At 60.0% G+C, this 23638-nt stretch carries 23 protein-coding genes, 1 pseudogene and 1 riboswitch; of the genes and pseudogenes, 14 read left to right on the top strand and 10 right to left on the bottom strand.

What is annotated here, in order from left to right; all coding sequences use genetic code 11:
* The gene (locus GT753_RS08060) at window positions 1–213 is read left to right on the top strand and encodes a DUF1656 domain-containing protein (RefSeq protein WP_015377883.1); all 213 of its coding nucleotides are present in this window, start codon (window positions 1–3) and stop codon (window positions 211–213) included.
* Window positions 214–220: 7 nt separating this feature from the next.
* Entirely contained in the window at window positions 221–1099 is an 879-nt protein-coding gene (locus tag GT753_RS08055) for an HlyD family secretion protein (RefSeq protein ID WP_075684944.1), read from the top strand.
* A gap of 26 nt (window positions 1100–1125) precedes the next feature.
* Here the strand turns inward: GT753_RS08055 and GT753_RS08050 are convergent, their stop codons facing one another.
* Window positions 1126–2211 (bottom strand): NAD(P)-dependent alcohol dehydrogenase, encoded by a 1086-nt coding sequence (locus GT753_RS08050; protein ID WP_015377881.1) that lies wholly within the window; start codon window positions 2209–2211, stop codon window positions 1126–1128.
* Window positions 2212–2526: 315 nt separating this feature from the next.
* On the opposite strand from GT753_RS08050, the gene GT753_RS08045 reads away from it, so the two are divergent.
* A complete protein-coding gene (locus tag GT753_RS08045) occupies window positions 2527–2940 on the top strand; it encodes an energy transducer TonB (RefSeq protein ID WP_160125484.1) in 414 nt (137 codons plus the stop codon).
* 60 nt (window positions 2941–3000) lie between these two features.
* On the opposite strand, the gene GT753_RS08040 is transcribed toward GT753_RS08045, so the two are convergent.
* The 5 genes from GT753_RS08040 to GT753_RS08020 form a co-directional block, all read right to left on the bottom strand.
* A complete protein-coding gene (locus GT753_RS08040) occupies window positions 3001–4536 on the bottom strand; it encodes a phospholipase D family protein (RefSeq protein ID WP_160125483.1) in 1536 nt (511 codons plus the stop codon).
* A gap of 86 nt (window positions 4537–4622) precedes the next feature.
* A complete protein-coding gene (locus tag GT753_RS08035; RefSeq protein WP_004937878.1) occupies window positions 4623–5414 on the bottom strand; it encodes a helix-turn-helix domain-containing protein in 792 nt (263 codons plus the stop codon).
* Between the two features lie 356 nt (window positions 5415–5770).
* Window positions 5771–6088: a cupin domain-containing protein gene (locus tag GT753_RS08030; RefSeq protein WP_015377878.1), complete on the bottom strand. Its 318-nt coding sequence runs from the start codon at window positions 6086–6088 to the stop codon at window positions 5771–5773.
* 261 nt (window positions 6089–6349) lie between these two features.
* The gene (locus GT753_RS08025) at window positions 6350–7402 is read right to left on the bottom strand and encodes an FAD-binding oxidoreductase (protein WP_049188890.1); all 1053 of its coding nucleotides are present in this window, start codon (window positions 7400–7402) and stop codon (window positions 6350–6352) included.
* A gap of 16 nt (window positions 7403–7418) precedes the next feature.
* Complete coding sequence (locus GT753_RS08020; protein ID WP_254071033.1) at window positions 7419–8591, bottom strand: nitrate/nitrite transporter; 1173 nt, start codon at window positions 8589–8591, stop codon at window positions 7419–7421.
* A 181-nt stretch (window positions 8592–8772) separates the two neighbouring features.
* Between GT753_RS08020 and GT753_RS08015 the strand changes: the two genes are divergently transcribed.
* Window positions 8773–9642 carry a LysR substrate-binding domain-containing protein gene (locus tag GT753_RS08015; protein WP_118892035.1) on the top strand — a complete coding sequence of 290 codons (870 nt, stop codon included), beginning with the start codon at window positions 8773–8775 and terminating at the stop codon, window positions 9640–9642.
* A gap of 36 nt (window positions 9643–9678) precedes the next feature.
* Here GT753_RS08015 and GT753_RS08010 read toward each other — a convergent pair whose 3' ends face one another.
* The 3 genes from GT753_RS08010 to GT753_RS08000 form a co-directional block, all read right to left on the bottom strand.
* Window positions 9679–10086: a DUF2000 domain-containing protein gene (locus GT753_RS08010; RefSeq protein ID WP_004937864.1), complete on the bottom strand. Its 408-nt coding sequence runs from the start codon at window positions 10084–10086 to the stop codon at window positions 9679–9681.
* 53 nt (window positions 10087–10139) lie between these two features.
* On the bottom strand, window positions 10140–10988 hold the full coding sequence (locus tag GT753_RS08005; RefSeq protein ID WP_015377873.1) for an AraC family transcriptional regulator: 849 nt from the start codon (window positions 10986–10988) through the stop codon (window positions 10140–10142).
* Window positions 10989–11059: 71 nt separating this feature from the next.
* On the bottom strand, window positions 11060–12940 hold the full coding sequence (locus GT753_RS08000; RefSeq protein ID WP_015377872.1) for a diguanylate cyclase domain-containing protein: 1881 nt from the start codon (window positions 12938–12940) through the stop codon (window positions 11060–11062).
* A gap of 175 nt (window positions 12941–13115) precedes the next feature.
* Window positions 13116–13191, top strand: a riboswitch (Fluoride riboswitch).
* 40 nt (window positions 13192–13231) lie between these two features.
* On the opposite strand from GT753_RS08000, the gene GT753_RS07995 reads away from it, so the two are divergent.
* Genes GT753_RS07995 through eno form a run of 3 tightly spaced genes read left to right on the top strand, consistent with a single transcriptional unit; the run spans window position 13232 to window position 15929 of the window.
* Window positions 13232–14197 carry a DHHA2 domain-containing protein gene (locus GT753_RS07995; protein WP_160125482.1) on the top strand — a complete coding sequence of 322 codons (966 nt, stop codon included), beginning with the start codon at window positions 13232–13234 and terminating at the stop codon, window positions 14195–14197.
* A gap of 3 nt (window positions 14198–14200) precedes the next feature.
* On the top strand, window positions 14201–14629 hold the full coding sequence (locus GT753_RS07990) for a hypothetical protein (RefSeq protein ID WP_004937850.1): 429 nt from the start codon (window positions 14201–14203) through the stop codon (window positions 14627–14629).
* Between the two features lie 16 nt (window positions 14630–14645).
* On the top strand, window positions 14646–15929 hold the full coding sequence (gene eno / locus GT753_RS07985; RefSeq protein WP_160125481.1) for a phosphopyruvate hydratase: 1284 nt from the start codon (window positions 14646–14648) through the stop codon (window positions 15927–15929).
* Here the strand turns inward: eno and GT753_RS07980 are convergent.
* Window positions 15926–16333 (bottom strand): MerR family transcriptional regulator, encoded by a 408-nt coding sequence (locus GT753_RS07980; protein ID WP_004937845.1) that lies wholly within the window; start codon window positions 16331–16333, stop codon window positions 15926–15928. The genes eno and GT753_RS07980 overlap by 4 nt on opposite strands.
* A gap of 72 nt (window positions 16334–16405) precedes the next feature.
* On the opposite strand from GT753_RS07980, the gene GT753_RS07975 reads away from it, so the two are divergent.
* The 7 genes and pseudogenes from GT753_RS07975 to GT753_RS07945 all read left to right on the top strand — a co-directional run.
* Window positions 16406–17626 carry an NADH:flavin oxidoreductase/NADH oxidase family protein gene (locus GT753_RS07975; protein WP_021503686.1) on the top strand — a complete coding sequence of 407 codons (1221 nt, stop codon included), beginning with the start codon at window positions 16406–16408 and terminating at the stop codon, window positions 17624–17626.
* A 505-nt stretch (window positions 17627–18131) separates the two neighbouring features.
* Window positions 18132–19514, top strand: a complete 1383-nt coding sequence (locus tag GT753_RS07970) for a diaminobutyrate--2-oxoglutarate transaminase (RefSeq protein ID WP_004937838.1) — start codon at window positions 18132–18134, stop codon at window positions 19512–19514.
* Between the two features lie 18 nt (window positions 19515–19532).
* Window positions 19533–21002: an aspartate aminotransferase family protein gene (locus GT753_RS07965; RefSeq protein ID WP_031299643.1), complete on the top strand. Its 1470-nt coding sequence runs from the start codon at window positions 19533–19535 to the stop codon at window positions 21000–21002.
* Window positions 21003–21139: 137 nt separating this feature from the next.
* Window positions 21140–22063, top strand: a complete 924-nt coding sequence (locus tag GT753_RS07960) for a LysR family transcriptional regulator (protein ID WP_021503684.1) — start codon at window positions 21140–21142, stop codon at window positions 22061–22063.
* Window positions 22064–22199: 136 nt separating this feature from the next.
* Window positions 22200–23249 (top strand): dipeptidase, encoded by a 1050-nt coding sequence (locus tag GT753_RS07955; RefSeq protein WP_015377866.1) that lies wholly within the window; start codon window positions 22200–22202, stop codon window positions 23247–23249.
* A 116-nt stretch (window positions 23250–23365) separates the two neighbouring features.
* Window positions 23366–23443 (top strand): pyrroloquinoline quinone precursor peptide PqqA, encoded by a 78-nt coding sequence (gene pqqA / locus GT753_RS07950; protein WP_004937827.1) that lies wholly within the window; start codon window positions 23366–23368, stop codon window positions 23441–23443.
* 58 nt (window positions 23444–23501) lie between these two features.
* A pseudogene (locus GT753_RS07945) lies at window positions 23502–23638 on the top strand (pyrroloquinoline quinone biosynthesis protein B); the annotation flags it as partial.

The raw sequence follows: 23638 nt of genomic DNA, 5'->3' as shown, positions 1-23638 counted from the left end.
ATGATCGGTGAAATCAACATTGACGGCGTATTCATCTCGCCCTTGCTGCTGTGCCTGGTGTGCGCGTTTTTCTCGCGCATGGCGCTTTCCTGGACGCTCAACGCGGTGGGCATCTATCGCTGGGTCGCGCAGCGCCCGCTGTTCGACACCGCCCTGTTTCTTATTCTGGCCGGGCTGTTTTTCCACGGCCTGAAATGGCTTACCACCCCCTGAGGCCCCCATGTTTCGTGAACGTACCCTTGCTCTGCTACGCCCCGCGCTGACCCTGATTGCCGTTTTGTTCGCGGCAGGTGTGCTGTGGCAGCTTTATCTTTATTACACCTACGCCCCGCAAACGCGCGACGGCAAGATTCGCGCCGACGTGGTGCCGCTGGCCACGGACGTTTCAGGCAAGGTGGAGGCCGTGCACATTCACGACAACCAGATGGTGCATAAAGGGCAGCTGCTGCTCAGCCTGGACAAAGTACGGCTGCGCAACGCGCTGGATCAGGCCGAGGCCGCCGTGGAGCGCGCCAACGTCCAGTTGGCGTCATCCCAGCGCGAAAACCGGCGTTATCAGGCGTTGCAGTCGGCTATTTCACAACAGGAACGCGACAATCGCCGCGATGCCCAATCGCTGGCGAAGGCCAATCTGGATCAGGCCCTGGCGGATCGGGCGCTGGCGCGCATCAACCTGCAGCGCGCCGATCTCTATGCGCCGGTGGATGGCGTGATCACCAACTTCTCCCTGCGCCCCGGCGCTTACGCGACCGCCGGTCAGCCGATCATGGCGTTGGTGGATTCCAACAGTTTCTACATCGCCGGATACTTCGAAGAGACCAAGCTGGGCCGCATCCAGAACGGTGACAAGGTGGTGATCCGCATCATGGGGGAACGGCAGCCGCTGTACGGCCACGTCGACGGGCTTTCCGCCGGCATCAACGACAGCGAGCGCACCACCGCCGCCGGCACTCTGCTCGCCAACGTCAACCCGACATTCAGCTGGATCCGTCTGGCGCAGCGCATCCCGGTGCGCATCGCGATCGACACCATTCCCCACGGCGTCGAGCTGATCGCCGGCCGCACGGCGACGGTCAGTCTCAAGGATAACGGGGAATAATCCGCCGCTAACCGTATCGCTGGGCTTTATGGCGTGATGGCCAACTTAATCACGCCATCGCGTTTCTCCGCGAACAACGCGTAGGCCTCTGCGATATTCTCCAGCCGAAAGCGATGCGTCACGAACGGTCTGAGATCCAAACCGCCATGCTGGATGACGTTCATCATTCTGCGCATCCGCTCCTTGCCGCCCGGGCACAATGCCGTGCGAATAGTATGATCGCCCAACCCATAGGCAAGTGCACTCACCGGCAGATGGAGGTCTTCGCTATAAACGCCAAGGCTGGATAAGGTGCCGCCGGGTTTTAACACCCGCAGTGCTTGATTGAAGGTGGCTTGCGTCCCCAAACACTCGATGCTGGCGTCCACACCACGCCCCGCCGTAATCTTGAATATTTCATCAATCACATCGGTTTCCTTGTAATTCAGCAAGACGTTTGCCCCCATCTTTCCCGCCATCATCAGCTTTTCGGGAGAGCTGCTGATGGCAATAATCAGGCTGGCGCCCTGCAGACGAGCGCCCGCAGTGGCGCATAAACCGATCGGCCCCTGGGCGAAGATGGCCACCGTGTCACCAATTTTAATGTTGGCATTTTCCGCGCCTTTAAAACCGGTAGACATCACATCCGGGCACATCAGCACCTGTTCATCCGTCAGACCGTCCGGTATGAGCGCCAGATTGGCTTCAGCATCAGGCACCAGTACATATTCAGCCTGGGTACCATCGATAACATTGCCGAAGCGCCAACCCGCCGTGGCTTTATATCCGTGGCAACGGCATTCCGGCAAATAGGCTCCGTCCTGGGCAGGAAATCCATCCTGGCAGGCATAGGATGTAAAAGAGGGGCAAATGGCGCCGGCCAACGCCCGCTGCCCTTCATTAAAGCCTTTAACATTGCTCCCGAGCTTTTCTATAATCCCAACCGGCTCATGACCCACGGTCAATCCGTGAGGCACGGCATATTCGCCCTTAAGAATATGAATATCGGTACCGCAGATTGTCGTCGTGGTTATTTTGAGCAAAGCATCGTTGGGGCCAGGAGAAGGAATCGGCTTTTCAATGAGTTCTATTCTCCCCCTGTCGATAAAGGCGGCGGCTTTCATCATGCGCATGGTGGAAGATCCTTTGGTTTCTGTCGAGGTAATTACAAGAAAGAATAATCAAAACGGTTATTTTTTCTATTTTAATTTCTTGTGAAGTAATCACTTTCATCAATAGTTCCAATAGCGAAGTAAAATAATAAATATAATTAACCGAAGAATTAACCCCACCCCGACAAACTATTTATCTTCATATTTTCGAGTAGAGCATCGCTTAAGAAAAGAATGGTTAACACCCTAGCGAAAGCCGCATAATTTCTCTTTCTAAATACCCTGCGCTAAGCGAAAATATGCGTTATCTGATTGATAGAACATGCAGGAAACGCCATGTCACGATTCACCCTCATCCCGCTGAGCCTGGCACTTGCCGGCTGTGCGCCATTGCAACCTGATGGCTGTGAAAAAGCCGGTGCGGTGAACGATTGCGTCTATGCCTGGCGTGCAGGCAGCAATGTTCCAGCGGCAAAGCAACCGCCTAATCTGGGATGCGACGGCCAAGTCTTTTATGAGCGGCCATACTATTCCGCCTCTGCGAAGGCTGAAAAACGTGAAGGCGAAGTGCGCGCAACGTTTGATGTTGATGATAAGGGTAAAGCCAGAAATATCGTACTAACGGGCACCCCGGAGTTCTATCGCGACACCAAAAGCGCTATCGCACGCAGCTGCTGGATACCAGGCAGCGTTAATGAAACAGCGTTGTTTACTTTTAAACTCTCTGGTGATGCTGAAGCCAACCGATAAGCGCAGGATTGGTTCCCTTGCAACGGTTGACTTAACGGGTGTCGGCGGCATTCGCCGCCCTTACAACATCCACTCGATCGGCAGCCAGCCGGCCACGGTGAGAACGATGCGTTTTACCCAGCCGGCGCCGGGTTCTTGCTGGTGCACCTCGGTGTGGCCGTCTTCGAAGGCTTCGTTCCACACCATTTTACCCTTGGGCGTCAATGTCGGCCGGTAGGCGGCATACTCGAGCGGGCCATCAAACAGTTGGCGGGTGTCGGCCGCCAGCGTCGGGCTGTCGATCAAAAAGCCCATTTCGCAGTTCAGGTGCGCCGAGCGCGGATCGAAATTGAACGAACCGATAAACACCCGTTTGTCATCGATGGCGAAGGTTTTCGCGTGCAGCGCCGCGCCAGACAGCCCCAGCGGTTTGAGTTCCTTGCGCCCCGTCGGTTGGCCGGCGCGCAATTTCAGCTCGAACAGCTCGACGCCCGCCTGCAGCAGCTCACGTCGGTATTTGGCGTAGCCGGCATGGACCACCAGCACGTCGGTGGTGTTCATCGCGTTGGTCAGCACACGGATGGATTTCCCCTGTTTGGCAAGCGATTCAAAAAAGCTCGCCCCTTCCCGGCCCGGCACGAAATAGGCGGAGACCAGCTCCAACTGCTGGTTGACGCCGCCGATGATCTTGCTGAGCTGCGTCACCATCAAACGATCGCGCGACGCTTTGCCCAATCCCTTCGCCGGATCGTCGGCCACCAGCTCGACCTGGGTGAATTCCGGCTGCACGGCACCATCGCTAAAGCGCACTGCACTGGTTTCCAGCTGCACCGCCAGTTTGCGAGCCCGGTCACTGCTTTCGGTCGCGGAGGCCTGCGTCAGGAAAGCAGAAAGATTGCCTTTGCCTCGGATAATTTGCTCAACGCCAAACACCGAAGCGCTGTTCCAGTAGCGATCGAAGACCTCGGCGGTTTCCGCCACCACGTTACCGACGCTCAACACGTCGAGATCGAGGAAATAGTTTTCGTCGCCGACCTGGAAATACTCGTCGCCGATGTTGCGGCCACCGATGATCGCCACAGCGCCATCGACGATATAAGACTTGTTATGCATGCGCCGGTTCATGCGCATAAAGTCAAAGGCGTAGCCGGCCAACTTCGGCGTGCGCACGGTTGATGGGTTGAACAGACGGATCTCGACGTTTTCCTGGGCGTTCAGCGCCGCCAGGGTCTCGTCCATGGCGACGCCGTTATCGTCCAAGAGCAGCCGCACGCGCACGCCGCGCTGGGCGGCGTCATACAGGGTTTTCAGCAGGATCTGCCCGGAGGTATCGTTATGCCAGATGTAATACTGGGCGTCGATCGACCTTTCCGCCATTCGCGCCAGCGCCAGGCGGCTGGCGAATGCATCGTGGCCGCTGACCAGCGGCACCACGCCGCTCAGGCCGGGATGCGCCGCCATCTGTTCGGCGGCTCGCGCCGGCAATAGCGCGGCAGGATCCGCCGGCAACGCCGCCTGCGGCAGACGCTGCGAAATATCCGGCAAACGAAAGAGGACTCTTGCCGCAATAATGGCGACCGTCACGGCGAGAATCAGATACACGACAATTTTTATCACGGGACGCGGCCTCGGAAGTTGACTGCTTTGCTTTATACGTCATTAGGTTGCTTCAATCTATAGGAGAAGCGCGCTATGCCATAAGGCTATAGCGTAAAGCGCGAAGGCGAAACGCCAAACAGTTTTTTGAACGCCACCGAATAGGCGCTGTGACTCTCGTAACCGCTTTCGAAGGCGGCGTGGATGATCGAGTTGCCGGCCAGCAGCAGCGGAATGGACGACAGCAGCCGCAGGCGTTGTTTCCACTGGCCGAAGGTGATGCCGGTTTGTTGGCTGAAATGGCGTTGAAAGGTCTTTACGCTGATCGACAGTGAATCGGCCCAGGCCTCAATACCGCGTTCGTCGGCCGGCGTGATGACCAACTGCCGGCAAATTTCGGCCATCCTCGCCTCTACCGGCCAAGGCAGATGCAGCGCCAGCTGCGGCTGCAGGCTCAGCTCCTCCAGGAACAACGCTCTGAGCAGCGCATTGCGTTTGGTCTCCGCCCCTTCAGGCGCCAGCGTCGCCAACTGGGCGATCAGTTCTCGCAACAGCGGTGAAACCTGTAATACGCCGTCGCGCAGCGGCAAACGCGCGGCGGTGATTTCATCGACCAAAATCCCGTAAACGCAGATGTTGCTCTGCATGACGATCTGATGTTCTACCCCCGGCCGCAACCAAACCGCGGTGGTGGGCGGCACGATCCAGCGACCGCTGCTCGCCTCGACCGCCATAACGCCCTGTTGCGAATAGAGCAAATGACAGCGTTTATGCGAGTGGTAAGGAATGACGAAGCCCGCCGGATAGTGTTTCACCAGCCCCGTCACCTCGAACGAGGAATTTTCGTGGCTGCTGAGGTCAATGCGTTTCGTTTCGGCGTTGTCGACTTCGAATCCCATGATCGTTTGTCCCTTTTGATAACGCGAATGTCTTTTATTTGATAGAGGGAGCGCATGATCCTCCATATAGTGACGTTCTCGCAAGCCACACCAGGGGCCTTATGCGAAGAAACTCACTATTTACACCAAAATTTCATCGTTCTGCGTAAAACGGAGGCGATGACGTTGCGCATGCGCTGCGCGATGGCGGCTCGTTGCGGGGGCGACGCGGCCGAAAGTGATGGAGAGGGAAAGCGCGGTGGCATAATCAGGAGGTGTACGCATCAATCAGTAGGTAGCTCGGCCTGGGGGACGGCTTACTGCTGAAGGGATAGGGAGAGCGCCTAGGCTCTCCTCCATCCAACGTTGTTATCTCATTAACGGGCCAACTCGGCGCCGTCCAGCTCGGAAATCGCCAGACAAATCACCTCCGTGATGGCCTGTACCGTATAAGCGGTATTGGCAGGAATGATCAACATCTCATGGGGTTGCAACGTCTGATCGTCAACCTTCAGTTCACCGCTCAGCACCATCAGTTTCACCCAGCCCGGATGAAAACGCGCCGGTTGCCGGCTGCCCGCATCCAGCTTCAGCAACGCCGTATGGCCAGGCGTCTCCCGTTTCAAAATGTGAAAGTGTACCCCATCGTAAGGCATGTTTTCGTAATGCAGTGACGCCAGTGTTCTCTTATGCATGGTAAGTGTCCTCGTGACCGGTGAGTAGCTGCTCCGCCTTCGGTCGCCGTAGAAACGATTGGCGGCTGTCCCTACCGAAAGCACAGGCTCGCAGCCTCTTGGCGAACGGATTAACTGTCGTACTTGCAGCGGCCCGATCGACCGCCGTTTCATGCCTAACCTGCCTCAGGCATGCTAATAAATATATAAGAGCCTCGCCGACGGCGCAAAAAACCGCTGCAACGTTGAGCGCATTACGATGTGAATCCATAGTCGGAAAGATTATCCAGCAGCCCAATCAGTGAATCGCGCCGGGCGGTAGCCGCGAGGAATGGCGGGATTAACGCCGTGCAGCAGCTCGTCGCTGACCAGCCGACCCAGCGTCGGAGCGCACATCACGGCCGGATGCATCACCGCCACATAGAGACAAGTGGCGCCCAGCGGCCCGAGGATGGGATAACCGTCGCGCGGCCTGGGGCGCAGCCCCACCGAACACGTCTGCAGCTGCAATGGCGCCGAGCCGTGCAGGCGGCTTTGAATCGCCGATTGCGCGTCCTCTTCCACGTGTTTGACATTGCCGCCAGCGGGATAATCCTCCGCCGCGAGCAGATCGCCATTTTGCGCATGACGCACTTCGATGTCGTCGCCCGCAATCAGCGTGTTCACCGCCTGCGCCGCAGCGTGATAGCGCAACAAAATTGCCGGCGACGCCTCGATCGGCAACGAGAATTCGCTGCCGTCCAGCAGCGCCGAGATCCCCGTACCGCAGGCGAGCACGACCCGTTCGGCGGCGATCGCGCCCTCATCGGTAACGATGCCGGTTATCTGCCCACCGGCTTCGCGCAGAAATCCGCTGACCGCACGTCCCAGAAGCAACTCGCCGCCCAACGCGCCTACCCGTTCGAGCAGCCGCTGTGTTACCTCTTGCGGATCGACCGCGCCATCGCGCGCCGCAAAATAGGCCTGGCTATCGGGCCGCCCGAGCGCCGGCTCCAGCGCCATCACCTCGGCTAAGGACAGACGCCGATTGTCGGGGTTTTGCGTAGCCGGCGCCTGACCATAGCTGAGCGCGCCGGACCAATTCACCCACAATTCCGGGATCTCCTGCGTCAGGCGCATCCAGTCAGCCACGATCTCGCGCCGCAGAAACGCGTCGGGAGCGCCGTCAGGTACGCCTTCGCTGATCCAGCCGAACGAGCTGCCTGTGGCCCCCGCCGCAGGATACGCCTGCTCAACGACGATAACGCGCTGCCCCTGACGCGCAAGATGATAGGCGATCGATGCCCCGACAATCCCGGCGCCCACGATAATAATGCGTGATGATGTTCCATTCATTAATGATGCCCGTACCTCATTTCAAATGTTGTCGCCAAAGCAGCCATGCCGCCAAACAGGCTACCCCGCCGCCGCAGGCCAGCACGGCGTAAGACGCGCCCCAACTGTGGGTGGTATCCATCACCACGCCAAAGGATAACGGGGCGAACGAACCGATGCCGAACCCCAGCAACGATCGCCAGCCCATCACACTGCCAAGCTGTTGCGGCGGCACGTTGTCCGCCATCGCAGCCGACAGCACGCCGGAGTCGCCGAGGATGAAGAAACTGCCGATGCTGACGAGCAGCAGCGTCCAGCCCGGCCCCCAGTCCGCCGACCACCCCATCAACAGCGAACCCAATGCGCCGGCGGCGCCCATAAACATCAGCACCGACGCGCGATTGAAATAGTCCGAAACGGTGCCGACAATCAATGTAGCCACCATGCCGGCCAGGTGGATCACCGCCGCGACGATCAATCCGGCGCTGAGCGGATCCAGAGAGAAGCCGCTCAACGCCTCGCTGACCAGGCTGGGCGCCCAGGCCCAGTTGCCGAGCAGCTCCCAGCTGTGGGCGATATACCCGATCAGCAACAGCAGGGTCGCGTAGGTGATAGCATAGCTTTCACGTTTCGTCTTCCTCCCCAGCGTGCGCGGTTGCGGTTCCCGATAACCGACCAGGGCCAACGATCCCGCCAGCGCTCCCAGTAACGCACCGGCGGCGCACAGAGAAAACGCCACGCCTGCGCCCCAGCGCATGGCGCTCCAACCGGCGATGAAAACCGACAGAAAATACCCCAGCGAACTGGCCGCCAGCACCATGCCAATGGCATAACCGCGCCGCGCCGGACCGTTCATCCCCATCGCCAACAGCAGCGCCGGCGTATAAGCCCCGCCCTGCGTCAAACCGACGAAGGCCATCAACACCAACGCGCCGAGATAAGAATGGGCAAATACGGCGAACAGCATCAACGCAGCGGCGCCCAGCCAGGAGAACAGCAGATAAACCCGGCGGGCGCCCAACGCATCACACCACCAGGAGGCCACCAGCAACGCCAGGGCGTTGGTCAGGCTGAACACCGTCTGCACCGTGCCGGCGGAGGCGGCGTCGAGCTGCCACTCGCTCCTGATGGTCGGCAGCGCGCCGGCGAACATCATGGTGCCCAGGCAGAGGCCTGCCCGGCTTACGCAAAGCAGAAAGAAAGCTCGCATCTCAGCGCCGCCTCCCTGTCCATCGATGGGTGAGGATGACTCGACTAACACGGATAACTGACGGGACGAAACTTAACATGGCGCACTCGGCAACGCGGGAAGGATGCGCCATAATAGTGAGCAAAATCAATGGCTGACAAACGATCTTTCGTCCCTCATTTGGTTGAGCTAAACTCAACCTATGAAAAAAGTTCACTCCCTGCCACACCTGTCCGCATTCGAAGCCGCCGCCCGTCTGGGCAGCTTCAGCGCCGCTGCGGATGAGCTGTTTCTCACCACGGGCGCAATTAGCCGCCATATTCGCAGCCTGGAAGAACAGCTGGGGATCACGCTGTTTTATCGCGCGCACAAGTCCGTGCGGCTGACGCCGGCCGGTGAGAATTTTTCGCGCACCGCGTCTCGGGTGATAAGCGAATTGTTTGCAGCGGAAAGCGCGCTGAAAGCGAGCGCCGGCCGGCAGCGGCTGGTAGTGCACAGCCTGCCGACGTTTACCATGCACTGGCTGATGCCAAAGCTGGCGGCATTCAATGAGATACATCCGGGGATCGCGGTTGATATCACCACCAGCACCGGCGCCGTCGATCGCAATACGCCGTTTGACGTGGCGATCCGGCGCGATCCCGCGCACTTCTCCGGGCTGAAGGCGATCCCTTTCCTGCAGGAAGACAGCTTGCTGGTCTGCAGCCAGAGCTATTTGCGCGCCATGCCGGTCAGTGCGCCGGACAAGCTTGGCGAGCATACCGCCATCCGCATTCGCGCCCGGGAAGATTTATGGCACAGCTGGCTGAATACCTACCCGACGGCGCTGGACGCCTCACCGCCGCCGCTCACGCTCGACCATACCTTCGCCGCCATTCAGGCGGCCGAAGACGGCCTGGGGCTGGCCGTCGTACCTTACCTGTTCTGCGCCAAACATCTGTCGTCCGGTCGGCTGGTGTCGCCTTTCCCGGCGTTGACTATCCGAACCGGCGTTTACTCCCTGCTGCTGCGCGATCGGGACGATGAGGTCGTGAGAAAATTCGCCGCCTGGCTGCAGACGTTCCAGGCCTAAGCGCCGTAATGGAAGCGCACCGCGCTAACGGTATTCTCAGGCGTGGAGCGTCAGCCCTTTTATCGCCTTATCCACCGCTTTCTTCGGCCCGCGCAGCGCCAGGCCGACCAAGTCCAGGTTGTCCGCGTTTTCAGCGAGAAAAACCTGCCGGTTGGCTTCATCGTGCCCGGTCGAGAACATGGCGTGCACATAGGGGATCAGCGTCAATTCCCGTTCCAGCCCTTTACGATGCGCATTTTGCAGGCCCGGCAGATCCGCGGCGAAAATCAGCATCGGCTGCCCGGAAATGCCGCCGTAGCGTCTGCCTTGCGCATCCACGTAACATTCGCCGATGATCTCCGGGGCCGCAGCGGCGATGCCCGTCGCCAGAAAGGCCACCACGTTCAGCCGCTGCCAGGTTTGCAGATCGTCACGCACGATAAACGCTATCTTGGTATCAAACATGTTTCGCTTTACTCCGTTGTGCTGTTAAAAGCACATCATCGGCGATGAGCGAGTCAGCGGTATAGAACGTTTGTGCACTGGCGTTGATAGGCCGCCGGCGATAAACGGTAGGCGCGCCGGAACCAGCGGCCCAAATGACTCTGGTCGGCAAAGCCTACCTGCATGGCGACCTGCGCCGGCTCTTCCCCCTGCGCCAGTAACAGTCGCGCGGCACGCAGCCTCAGCCGGATCAGGTAAGCATGCGGCGACTGGCCGAAAGCGCGGGTGAATTGGCGAGTCAGACGGAAACGATCCAGGCCGCACTGAAGCGCAAGTTCCTCCAGACTGGGATTATCCGCCATGTGCTCGTGCAAGTAGTCCCGTAAACGATTCATCTCAATCAAAGCGTCATCGCTTTGGGACGTTGGCCTGACGCGTATATGCCGCGCCAAAAGCGTCAGCAGTTGGTCCAGGCTTTGATCGCGCGCCAGCCGGCCTTCCCTCTGATGCAACGCAAAAAAAGCCTGTTGTATCGCGGTCGCCAGCATCGGATCGTCGGTCAACGTGCTGTGGAAAGCGCCTTCCAGCACTGAGGCGTCCCCCAATCCGCGGCGCTGCATCGCGTCGGAGACCCAGCGCTGCGGTAGATAAAGCATCGCATAGGTAAACCCTTCGGCCTGCGGCGCATGGCCATCGTGCACCGCGCCCGGCTCGATCAGCATGGCGCGCCCCGGCCGGCTGGTATGCAGCGAGCGGTGACAATTGAAACGCTGCAAGCCCTGCTGCGTGACGCCCACCAGCATTTCATCATGATCGTGAGGATCGTAGGCATGCCCCTGAAAGTGGGCGTTGACGCTCTCAATACCGGTTTCGTCATCGCGCCGCAGTTCGAGCCAGTCGGTATGTTGATGATTTGACGCCATGCAATAAATCCGGAGTTCTGCTCACAGGAAAAGAAAAAACAGCTTACCCTGAGACCGCCACCGTTGCACGCTCACAGCTCGCAGATGGCATAAGTGCCCTTTCCGGCCGATTTCGCCTGATACATTGCGCCGTCGGCGCGGGTCAGCAGCATCTCCTCCGTCACATCGCCGCATGGGGAAATGGCCGCGCCGATGCTGGCGGAAAGCCGTACCTTCTGCGGCCCGATCTGCGTAATTTTGGCCAGTTGCGCCAACACGTTTTCGCAAAATTCGCTGACTTCGCGCCGCGGATCCGTCAACGGCCACAGGATCACCGTGAACTCGTCACCGGCCAGGCGCGAGACGCTGTGGTGCTCGCCGGCGCAGGCGCTGAGCAATGTGGCGAATGTCTTCAAGATCGCGTCGCCGAAGTCATGACCATAGCTGTCGTTAAGGGTTTTGAACCCGTCGAGATCGATAAACAACAGCGCCATCTGCCGCTGATGGCAACAGGCCTGCAGCGTGCCCGACAACCGGCGCAGAAACGCGCGGCGATTGGTCAATCCGGTCAGCATGTCGTGGGTTGCGTCATATTCCAGCCGCTGCTGCAGCCGCTTCAACTCGGTAATGTCCATCGACAGAATGTAAAACCCCTGCGCTTCACACGGCACCAGCGTGGTGTGGATCATCAGCAACCCCTTCTGGGTCTGGAGCTCATTCTCGAAACTCACCATTTCGCCCGCGAGGGCCCGTTCGATCATCGGTTTTGCTATCCGATAAACGCTTTCCCCCATGAAATCGCGCACCGTCATTTCTCTGAGACTGGACTCCTCCAGCCCGAACCAGGTTTTGTAGGCGCTGTTGGCGAACAGGTAGCGTTCATTGCCGTCGATCTGGCTGATTAAGGCCGGCATGTTGTCGGTAATGGCGCGCAAACGCTCCTTCTCCGCACTGAGCTGACATTCGGCGAGCACCCGGGTTTCAATCTCTTCGTTGAGTTTCTTGACGACCACGTTCAGCTCTCGCGTGCGGATTTCGACGCGTTGTTCCAGCTCGTGTTGCAGAGCGAACAGATCGGCCTCCGCCGCCTTGCGCTCGCTGATATCGACGATAACCGAGATGAAATGGTCCGGCTTGCCGTTAGGCAGCCGGTTTAACGCCACCGTCAGCTGCACCCAGATGATCGAGCCGTCGGCGCGGAAATAACGTTTCTCCAGCGAGTAAGTGCTGATCTCGTTTCTCAGCAGCTGCTGCAGTTTTTCCAGATCGGTGTTGAGATCGAGCGGATAGGTAATGTCCTGAAAGGTGCGATCCATCAGCTCGCGCTCGGAATAGCGCAACATTTCGCAGATGCGCGGATTGACCCGCAGCCAATACCCCTGCAGCGACACCAGCGCCATCCCTACCGCCGCCTGGGCGAAGGTCTGTTCGAACAGGGCTTCCGAGCGTTGCAGATTGGACTTCAGGTTTTCGGTATAGACGTGGCGTTCAATGCTCTGCAAATACTCCTCCACCACGGCAGCGAAATCGTGCAGGTCAGCCAGTTGTTCCGGGGAAAACGGCTGCGGCTGGCTGTCGATAATGCACAGGGTACCGAGCGGCAACCCGTCGAGCGACAGCAGTGGCTGCCCGACGTAAAAACCGATCCGCGGCCCGCCAATCACCAGCGGATTATCGAAAAAGCGCGGGTCTTTGGCGGTATCGGGCACCACCAGCGCTTCGCGTTGCAAGATAGCATGGCCGCAAAACGAGATATTGCGCGGCGTTTCCCGGGCATCCAGACCGTAACGCGATAAAAACCATTGGCGATCCCGGTCGATCAGCGACACCAGCGCGATGGTCACGCCGAAGTATTTCGCCGCCAACCGCGTGATGCGATCCAGTTTTTCCACCGAGTTTGAATCCAGCACGTTCAGCGAATGCAATACCGACAGGCGTTCGGCTTCGTTTTCGGGGAAGCAGGGTTCGAGCATGTTGTCTCCCATTGTGTCACCGACGGACCCGGCATAGCCGCGTGAGTCCGTTCAGCGTTTCCGTCGATTAGCGGCAAATATCCTTGTCCATCATAGACTCACTCAGTATCAATCCGATTGCGCATTCTCGCCAGCTTTGCCAGGCGTTGCGTTTGTCACCGCGCTGCGCTACAGTCGTTCACAAGGTGATGGTGTTCCACCTTTCCCAACCGCCGCGTTCGCTCGAACCGGATGATGACGCCTGATATACAACTTCGCTTTATTTTTTAGGCAGGTATGTCAGGAGTCGCTATGAATGAAATCTCACGCTTTACCCCTTTTCCACTCCAGCCCGATGCCGACGCGCGGGAAATGCCGCTTTACGTTTTCGGCCATAAAAATCCCGACAGCGACAGCATCTGCAGCGCGCTGGTGGTCGCGGACTGGCTCAATCACCTTGGCAAACCGGCCGTCGCTTTCCGCCTTGGCGAACTGACGCCGGAAACCCGCTACATACTGGCCGCCGCCGGCGTACAAGCGCCTGCGCTGCTGAAAGGCGATCTCCGTGACCGTAAAGTCTGGCTGGTCGATTTTACCGACGTCGAACAAGGGCCGGCCTCATTGCCCGACAGCGATGTGGTCGGCGTTATCGACCATCACCGGCTGGGCACGTTAATCACCCGCAACCCGCCCGATGTCTGGGTTCGCGCCGTCGGCTGTTGCGCCACCGTGATCCTGCAGATCCTGGCGGCGGAAAGGCCGATGCCGCTTTCCGCCGCCCAGGCCACGCTGCTGCTGGGCGCCATCCTGAGCGATACCGTCGCGCTGAGCGCCCCGACCACCACCGAGCAGGATCGGTTGGCCGCCGAACGGTTACGCGCAATTGCTCATGTCGACTATGACGCCTTCACCGCCGGGCTGCTCGCCGCCAAAACCGATCTCTCGGGGCAATCCGCCGCGCAGTTGCTGCACCGCGACGCCAAGAATTACCGCATCCATAGCGTCTCGCTGCTGCTGTCGCAGATAGAAGTGCGGACCATGAGCGACATCGATCCGCTGTTGCCCGCACTGCAACAGGCGCTTGAACATGCGAAGCAGGAAGCCGGGCTGGAGATGGCCGCGCTATTGGTCACCGATATCACCTGCCGTCGCTCCACCCTGTATTTCTCGCCGAACCGGGTGCTCGACATTCGTCAGGTGTCTCTGCCCGGCATGACGAGCCGGAAAAAAGAGGTTTTACCGTGGTTAACCCGCCAGATCGCTAACGCAGGGAGATAAGTCATGCCGCTCTACCAACATGCTTTACTGCTGGTGCAGGATGAACGCGACGGCCGGCTGCTGTTGCATCATGCCGAACGCCTCAATCAGCAGATGAATACGCGCATTACCGTGGCGCACATCAGCGCCGACTATGCCGAGCTGGACTACCTCAGCGATTCGCTGACCAAAGATCGCCAGTCCAGCGAGGTGATCGCCGCCAAGGCCATGCTCAGCCGTCTGGTGGAGGACTGCTCAATCCCCCTGGAGGTGCGCGCAATTGTCAGTATCCATCGCTTCAAAGACGTCGAAGCCCTGATTGCCCGCGAAGGCGTCGATCTGTTGCTGTTAGGCCATCAGAACCGTCCGTTCGGCGTCTTTTCCTCCTTCGGCTTCGAGTTCATTAACCATTTGTCCATCGACGTGCTGATAAAGCATGTGCCAACTCCCTAGAATGAGGTGACTACCCATGAGCTATGAGATTGAAAACGTAACCGCCAGAGAAATCCTGGATTCGCGCGGCAACCCGACCGTCGAAGTCGAAATGAGCGCGGCGGGCGTCGTGGCCCGGGCTTCGGTCCCCTCCGGCGCCAGCACCGGGTCGCGCGAGGCGGTGGAGCACCGCGACGGCGATCCGCACCGTTTCGGCGGCAAAGGCGTATTGGAGGCGGTGCACAGCGTCAAAACGGCGATCAATGAGGCGCTGCGCGGGGTGGATGTGCGCCAACAACAGGAGATTGACCGCCGGCTGATCGCGCTGGACGGCAGCGAGAACAAGAGTCGATTGGGGGCCAACGCCCTGCTCGGCGTTTCTCTGGCCGCCGCCCGCCTCGCGGCGCAATTGTCTCAGTTGCCGCTGTATCGTTATCTGGGCGGCATCGGCGCCAACCTGCTGCCGGTGCCCTGCATGAATATCATCAACGGCGGCGTGCACGCCCGTTGGCAAGGGGCGGACTTTCAGGAGTTTATGATAGCCCCTCTGGGCGCGCCGTCGCTGCGCGAGGCCGTGCGCTGGGGCAGTGAAGTCTATCAGGCGCTGCGCCAAATCCTGTTGGAACAAGGCCTGTCGGTCGGCGTCGGCGACGAAGGCGGTTTCGCGCCGGCGGTCGCCTCAAACCGCCAGCCGCTGGAGCTGATCGTGCAGGCGATAGAGAAAGCCGGCTACCGACCGGGAGAAGATATCGCTATCTGCATGGATCCGGCCTCGAGTGAATTCTACGCCGACGGCAAATACCGCCTGCGCAGCGAGAACCTCGAGTTGGACGCAACCCAGATGACGGTCTATTACCAGCGGCTGGTACAGGATTTCCCCATTGTGCTGATTGAAGATGGCTTGGCTGAGGACGACTGGGCCGGCTGGCGTATTCTGAGCGACGCCCTGGGCGACCAGGTGGAGCTGGTCGGCGACGATCTGTTCGTCACCAACGTGAAATACATCCAGCGCGGGATTGATGAACGGTTGGCTAATGCCGCGCTGATCAAGCTGAACCAGATCGGCACGCTGAGCGAAACCTTCGCCGCCGTGCAGCTTTGCCAGGCAAACGGCTGGGGCGCCTTTATCTCGCATCGCAGCGGCGAAACCGTCGACAGCTTTATCGCCGATATGACGGTTGCGATGCGAGCCGGCCATGTGAAAACCGGCGCGCCGTGCCGCGGTGAGCGCATCGAAAAATACAATCAGCTGATGCGCATTGAGGACCAATTGGGCACCGCGGCAGTATATGCCGGGCGCTCCGCCTTTAAACGCCGCTAATCTGTGCAGGCCGGCCACGCACCGGCCAACTTTTCATTTTTGACCTGGCATAACCCCGCCACGCCGGATTCCAGCAAGGTAAGTCGGGTCGCCAGCAATGCTTCTCGCTGCTCATTCAGCGTGACCAACATCCGCTCGATTTCCGCCAGACGGGTCTCGACGCCCTGTATCAACCCATCCTCATAAGCGCTGCCCTGCAGCGCCAGCACGCGTTGGATCGCCTGCAGCGAAAAGCCCAGATTCTGGCCAATTTGGATCAGATGCAGCCGTTCCAGCGCGCTTTCGCTATACACCCGATAACCGTTGACGCCGCGCACCGCTTTGGGCAGCAGCCCCTGCTGCTCGTAGTAGCGTATCGCCGAGGCGGCCACGCCGGCCCGTTCCGCCAATTCTCCGATCTTCATGCCCTATTGACCTTAAAGTTAACTTTAAACCTAGTATAGCGCCATTCCCCCTGCGACAGGAGCGCAAACCCGATGTTTACCCCACTGACACTGCCCAACGGCAGCCGCCTGACCAACCGTTTGGCCAAAGCCGCGTTGGAAGAAAATTTGGCCGATGAAGGCCAACTGCCCGGCCCCGCGCTATGGCGCTTGTATCGCCACTGGGGTATCGGCGGCGCCGGTCTTATCATCACCGGCAACGTGATGATCGACGGCCGCGCCATGACCGGCCCCGGCGGCGTGGTGCTGGAACAGGATACGCCGCTCGCCTCGTTCGAAACCTGGGCCAAGGCCGCGCGCCAGGAAGGCGCGCAGGTTTGGATGCAGCTCAGCCACCCGGGCCGCCAGGTAATGGCCGACATGGGTGGCAACGCCTGGGCGCCCTCCGCCATTCCGATGGCCATGGGTAAGTACAGTAAAGCGTTCGCGCAGCCGGAAGCCATGAGCGAAGCGCAGATTGCCGAGGTGATCGCCCGCTTTGCCGCCAGCGCGCACGCCGCCGAACGGGCCGGGTTTACCGGCGTGCAGATCCACGCGGCGCATGGCTACCTGATCTCTCAGTTTTTGTCGCCGTTGGCCAACCAGCGCAGCGATCGTTGGGGGGGCGAACTGGCAAATCGCGCCCGCCTGCTGCTGGAGGTGGTGCGCGCGGTGCGCAAGCGGGTCTCGCCAGGTTTTTGCGTGGCGGTAAAGCTCAATTCCGCCGATTTTCAGCGCGGCGGCTTTTCGCCGGACGAAGCCCGGCAGGTGTTGCTGATGCTCAACGAACTGCCGGTCGATCTGGTGGAGTTATCGGGCGGGAGCTATGAAAGCCCGGCGATGCAGGGCGAAACGGCAGACGACAGTACCCTGGCGCGTGAAGCCTATTTCCTGACCTTTGCCCGCGATCTCGCCGCAGTAGCCCGCATGCCGGTGATGACCACCGGCGGCATCACCCGCCCGACGGTGGCGCAACGGGTGCTGAACAGCGGCGTCGCGGTGGTCGGCATCGCCACCGCCATGGCGGAAATTCCCGATCTGCCGCGCCGTTGGCAAACCGGCGAAGCCCCTCATGCGCTGCCCGCGCCGGTAAAATGGCGCGACAAAACGCTGACGCTGCTCGCCCGCATGGCGCTGATCAAGCGCCGCATGCACGCTCTGAGCCGCGATCGGACGCGCAACGTGCGTTACTCCCCGCTGTGGTCGCTGCTTATCGATCGGTGGCGCACCCGCCGCACTCTGCGGCGCTATCATGCCTGGTTACGGCAACGTTAATGACCGCGGCGCCGGCAGACATGCCGGCACCGCACAAAAATCCCGCTGTTTTGATCGCGCTACGTAAAATCTGCAAGAAATCACCACTCTGGATACTGCGCTTTTAACGCTCGATTGCTTATATTCATCACAAATTTTGTGTATATAACCGCTATAGGACTTAAGGTGGTGAATAGATGAAAATAAGCCGCTATTTTCTATTTATGTTATTAATCGGAAATTCACCTTAATAATAAATGCATTAAAGAAGCAGCCAAAGGAAAGCAGAAAAGGATTTTTACGCAATGTTAAAGAAATGTTGTTTTCTGCCGGCAAAACCAACGGTCAACAAATCAACAACATATTGATGAGCCTAAGAAAAAACTAAACAATTCAAAACAAAATCGGCTATTGAGTCCCAGGCGAAAAAGCCATATATTGGTCGCGCTTTTCACAAGGCAGTTACTTTTCTAATTCATTAATTCAATCGTTGCGTCTTGAGACCTTCGGTTGTAGGAGAGATATGATGACGGATAAAGTCCGTATTGATACTTTAGTTGCAAACTCATTAAACGGAAACAATGAAACCTATTTGGCGCGTCAAGCCGAATTTGAGTCGAATGTTAGGAGTTATCCGCGCAAATTGCCGTTGGCAATTGCGAAAGCCCAGGGCGTTTGGATCACTGATGTTGAGAATAATCAATATCTTGATTGCCTGGCCGGGGCGGGAACGTTGGCTCTTGGACATAATCACCCCGACGTCCTGCAAAGCATCCAAAATGTCATTACCAGCGGCTTGCCGTTACATACTCTCGATCTCACGACCCCGTTGAAAGATCGTTTCTCCGATTACCTGCTCTCTCTGTTGCCTGGCGAAGGCAAAGAGTATTGCCTGCAGTTCTGCGGCCCGTCCGGCGCCGATGCGGTGGAAGCCGCGCTGAAGCTGGCGAAAAAGCACACCGGCCGTTCCGGCGTGATCAGCTTCTCCGGCGGCTACCACGGCATGACCCACGGCGCGCTGTCGGTCACCGGCAACCTGTCGCCGAAGGCGGCGATCAACGGCATGATGCCGGAAGTGCAGTTCATGCCTTATCCGCATGAATACCGCTGCCCGCTGGGCATCGGCGGTGAAGCCGGCGTCAAGGCGCTGACCTACTACTTCGACAACCTGATCAACGACGTGGAAAGCGGCGTGCGTAAACCGGCTGCGGTGATCCTGGAAGCCGTTCAGGGCGAAGGCGGGGTTAACCCGGCGCCGGCCGAGTGGCTGCAGCGCATCCGCAAAGTGACCCAGGAACACGGCATTCTGCTGATCATCGACGAAGTTCAGGCCGGTTTCGCCCGTACGGGCAAGCTGTTCGCCTTCGAACACGCGGGCATCGAGCCGGACATCATCGTGATGTCGAAAGCGGTCGGCGGCGGCTTGCCGCTCGCGGTGCTGGGCATCAAAAAAGAGTTCGACGCCTGGGAACCGGGCCACCACACCGGCACCTTCCGCGGCAACCAGCTGGCGATGGCCACCGGCCTGACCACCCTGCAGTACCTGAAAGAGCATAAGGTCGCCGACAAAGTGGCCGCTCAGGGCGAGTGGCTGAAAGGCAAGCTGGCCGAGCTGCAGAAACGTTATCCGGTGATCGGTCACGTCCGCGGTCTGGGCCTGATGATCGGCATCGAGATCGTCAAGCCGAACGAAGCGCAGGATCACATGGGCTGCTACCCGGCCGATGGCGAGCTGTCCGCGCTGCTGCAGAAGAAATGCTTCGAATCCGGTCTGATCCTGGAGCGCGGCGGGCGCAATGGCTGCGTGCTGCGTCTGCTGCCTTCGCTGCTGATCACCAACGATGAGCTGGGTATTTTCCTGGATAAATTTGAGCAGGCGCTGTTGGCCGCCGGCGTCAAGCCAGTCTGATTGGAGCGAATGACCGCGATGTCCAAGTTAAACCCGATTCTGGCTTCCTCGGCGCACAGCGCCGAGGCTTACCGCCAGGCGATCGCGCAGAGCAGTGAAGCCGTCGTGCAGTGGCTGCAACAGCCCGAGATGTATCAGGGCAAAAGCGTTGCCGAACTGCGCGAGCGCATCCAGCTCGACTTCACCCCGCAAGGCCTGGGCAACCAGGCGGCGATCGAGCGCGCCATCGAGTACTTTTTGAAAGACAGCCTGTCGGTGCACCACCCGCAATGCGTGGCGCACCTGCACTGCCCGAGCCTGGTGATTAGCCAGGCCGCCGAAGTGCTGATCAACGCCACCAACCAAAGCATGGACTCCTGGGATCAGAGCCCGTCGGCCACGCTGATCGAAATGAAATTGATCGAGTGGCTGCGCGCCCAGGTCGGTTACCAGCCCGGCGACGCCGGGGTGTTCACCAGCGGCGGCACCCAGAGCAACCTGATGGGGCTGATGCTGGCGCGCGATGCGTTCTTCGCGCGTCAGGGCCACTCCGTGCAGCAGGACGGTCTGGTGGGCGATCTGCGCAAGCTGAAAGTGTTCTGTTCTGAAAACGCCCACTTCTCGGTGCAGAAGAACATGGCGCTGATGGGCCTCGGCTACCAGTCCGTCACCCTGGTGAAAACCGATCGCTTCGCCCGCATGGACGTGAACGATCTGGCGGACAAACTGGCGCAGGCGAAGGCCAACGGCGAGCAGGTGATGGCGATCGTCGCCACCGCCGGCACCACCGACGCCGGCGCGATCGACCCGCTGCGCGATATCGCGCGGCTGGCGGCGGAGCAGAAAATTTGGGTGCACGTGGATGCGGCCTGGGGCGGCGCGCTGCTGCTCTCCGAGCAGTACCGCGACTACCTGGACGGCCTGGAGTTGGTGGACTCCATCACCCTGGACTTCCACAAGCAGTTCTTCCAGACCATCAGCTGCGGCGCCTTCCTGCTGAAAGACGCGCGCCACTACGAGCTGATGCGCTATCAGGCGGCCTACCTGAACTCCGAGTTCGACGAGGCGCAAGGCGTGCCGAACCTGGTCTCCAAATCGCTGCAGACCACCCGCCGCTTCGATGCGTTGAAGCTGTGGATGGGGCTGGAAGCGCTGGGGCAGAAGCAATACGCCGAGATCATCGATCACGGCGTCACGCTGGCGCAACAGGTGGCGCGTTACATCGCCGACCAGGAATCGCTGGAACTGGTGATGCAGCCGCAGCTGGCCAGCGTGCTGTTCCGTTACCGTCCGGCGCAGCTGGCGGCGAAAGGCGACGCGGCCGTCGCCCTGTTCAACCAGCGCATCGGCGACGCCTTGCTGGAATCGGGCCGCGCCAACGTCGGCGTGACCGAGTTCGATGGCGTGACCTGCCTGAAGATGACGCTGCTGAACCCGATCGTGACGCTGGAAGACATCAAGCTGTTGCTGGCGCTGGTCGAGAAAACCGCACAGCAGCTGCCGGCGTAACGTCGTCCCCCTGCCTGTAAAGCCGATAACGTTTGTTATCGGCTTTTTTATTGCTCATCAATCGCAGGAGACGCAGCGCTTACGCTGATATACTGCAGCAAACGCCTTCCCTATTTCCAGCGCCACAGGATAAACGCATGACCGACCCGGATTTCAACCTGCTGATCGCGCTCGACGCGCTGCTGACGGCGGGCAGCGTTGCCGGCGCGGCGCGCCGTCTCGGTTTAAGCCCCTCGGCGATGAGCCGTACCCTCAGCCGACTGCGCGCGGCCACCGGCGATCCGCTGTTGGTGCGCGCCGGCCGTCATATGGTGCTGACGCCCTATGCCGAAACGCTGTGCGAGCGGGCGCGGCACGCGACGTTCGAAGCGCGCGCTGTGTTGCGCCCGGCGCAGGGAGCATTGGATCCCGCCGCGCTGGATCGTACCTTCACGCTGCGCGCCAACGACGGCTTCGTCGAGGCCTTCGGCCCGGCGCTGATCGCCGCCGCTGCCGAACAGGCGCCGCGGGTACGGTTGCGCTTTGCGCCCAAGCCGGAGAAAAGCGACCGCCCCCTGCGTGAAGGGCTGGTCGATCTGGAGATCGGCGTGCTGGGTGACATGGGCCCGGAAATCCGCCTGCAGGCGCTGTTCCGCGATCGCTTCGTCGGCGTGATGAGAACCGCACATCCGCTGGCGCAGCAGCGCGAGATCGGCGCCGCCGACTACGCCGCCTGCGGCCACGTGGTGGCCTCGCGCAGCGGGCGCATCCTCGGGCCGGTAGACGCCGCGCTGGCGGAGCTGGGGCTGGCACGCCATATCGCCGCCGTGGTGCCGAGCTTTCCCGCCGCGCTGGCGGTGGCGCAAGCCTCGAACCTGTTGGCGTTGCTGCCCGCCTCTTTCCTCCAGGCTCAACCTGCCGATGGCCCGCTGCGCGTCTTCGAGCTGCCGGTAAGAACGCCGCTCATCACCGTCTCGCAGATGTGGCATCCGCGCCTGGACGCCGAGGCGGATCACCGCTGGCTGCGGCAGTTGGTGTTGGCCGTCTGCCGCCAACGCGTGCAGGAACCGCTTTGCGAATAGTGACAATGTCACTAAGTTTTGCCCTGCTGATGTCGAGTGATCCAGCCGACGGCAAAACCCCCATAGCCTGAGGGTTGTTCCCCCTCGCGCGATGGGAGAACATAGCATTCACGATGCCTGACTCAGTGAAATGCCCATGACGCTTCCCCCTCTCTGGCCGGTGTTCGACGGCCATAACGATCTGCTGCTCAACCTGTGGCTACAGCATGACGACGATCCGGTCGCCGCCTTTTATTCCCGCGTCACGCCGGGCCACCTCGATTTCTCCCGCATGCAGCGCGGCGGATTCTGCGGCGGGCTGTTCGCGGTATTTATTCCCCCGGTCAGCTATATCGCCCAGATGCGTAATCAAACGCCGGAGGAGGCGCAGGCCGCCTTCGATCCGCTGGCGATCGCCGAACGGCAGATCGCTATCCTTTATCAGCTGGAACAGGCTTCCCAGGGGCGGCTGCGCATCTGCCGCACCGCCGCCGAGATAGAACAGTGCCGCCTCAACCGGCAAATGGCCGCGGTGCTGCATATCGAAGGCGCCGGCATGATCGATGCGGAGCTGACGCAGTTGGAGGCCTTCTACCGGCTGGGCGTGCGCAGCATCGGGCCATTCTGGAATCTGCCGAACGCCTTCGGCACCGGCGTCAGCGGGCCGTTCCCCGGCTCCCCCGATACCGGCCCCGGCCTGACGCCGGCCGGCGAGGCGCTGATCCGCGCCTGCAACCAGCGCCGCATCATGATCGACGTCTCGCACATGAACGAGAAAACCTTCTGGCAAACCGCCGCGCTGAGCCGAGCACCGCTGGTCGCCACCCACTCCAACGTCCACGCCCTCTGCCCGCAGCCGCGCAACCTGACCGACGCACAGCTGGAGGCCATCTCCCAGAGCGGCGGGATAGTCGGCGTCAATTTCGGCACCGCCTTCCTGCGCGCTGACGGTAAACGTGACAGTGCAACGACCGACCTAACAGAAATTGTTAAACACGTTGAGTATTTGATCGCTAAACTTGGTGAAGATCGCGTGGGATTTGGCTCTGATTTTGACGGGGTCAACGTACCGCAACCGTTGGAGGACGCCGCCGGCCTGCCGCGCCTGACGCAAGCGCTGGCGCAGGCCGGGTTCGATAACCGGCTGCTGGAGAAGCTGACCTGGCGCAACTGGCTGAACGCGCTCGCCGCCACCTGGGGTGAATAACCCGGTTACGCTTAAAGGTTGCGATCTTCGTCACATTTCGCCAACATTGGGCCGGCCTAATGCGAAAATTTCTCATTGGGCTCGAACTATCACGATGCATGTAAAGGAGCACCGCTATGACTACCTGGACTAAACCTGAGTTTGTTGACCTGCGTCTGGGGCTGGAAGTGACGCTGTACATTTCCAACCGTTAATCGCCCGTCTGCCCGCCTTTCGCGCGGGCATTTCTTTCCTTCTTTTTCTGGTTCAGACATGCAGATAAAAGTTCTCGGCTCGGCAGCGGGCGGCGGCTTCCCCCAGTGGAATTGCAACTGCGACAACTGCCGGGGCGTTCGCAGCCACAGCATCAGCGCCACGCGCCGCACGCAGTCTTCCATCGCCGTCAGCGA

Source organism: Serratia sp. Z4, assembly GCF_009900725.1.
GTDB classification, from domain to species: Bacteria; Pseudomonadota; Gammaproteobacteria; order Enterobacterales; family Enterobacteriaceae; genus Serratia; species Serratia nematodiphila.
The sequence above is the reverse complement of the archived record's forward strand: the minus strand, read 5'-3'. Positions and strand labels throughout refer to the sequence as shown.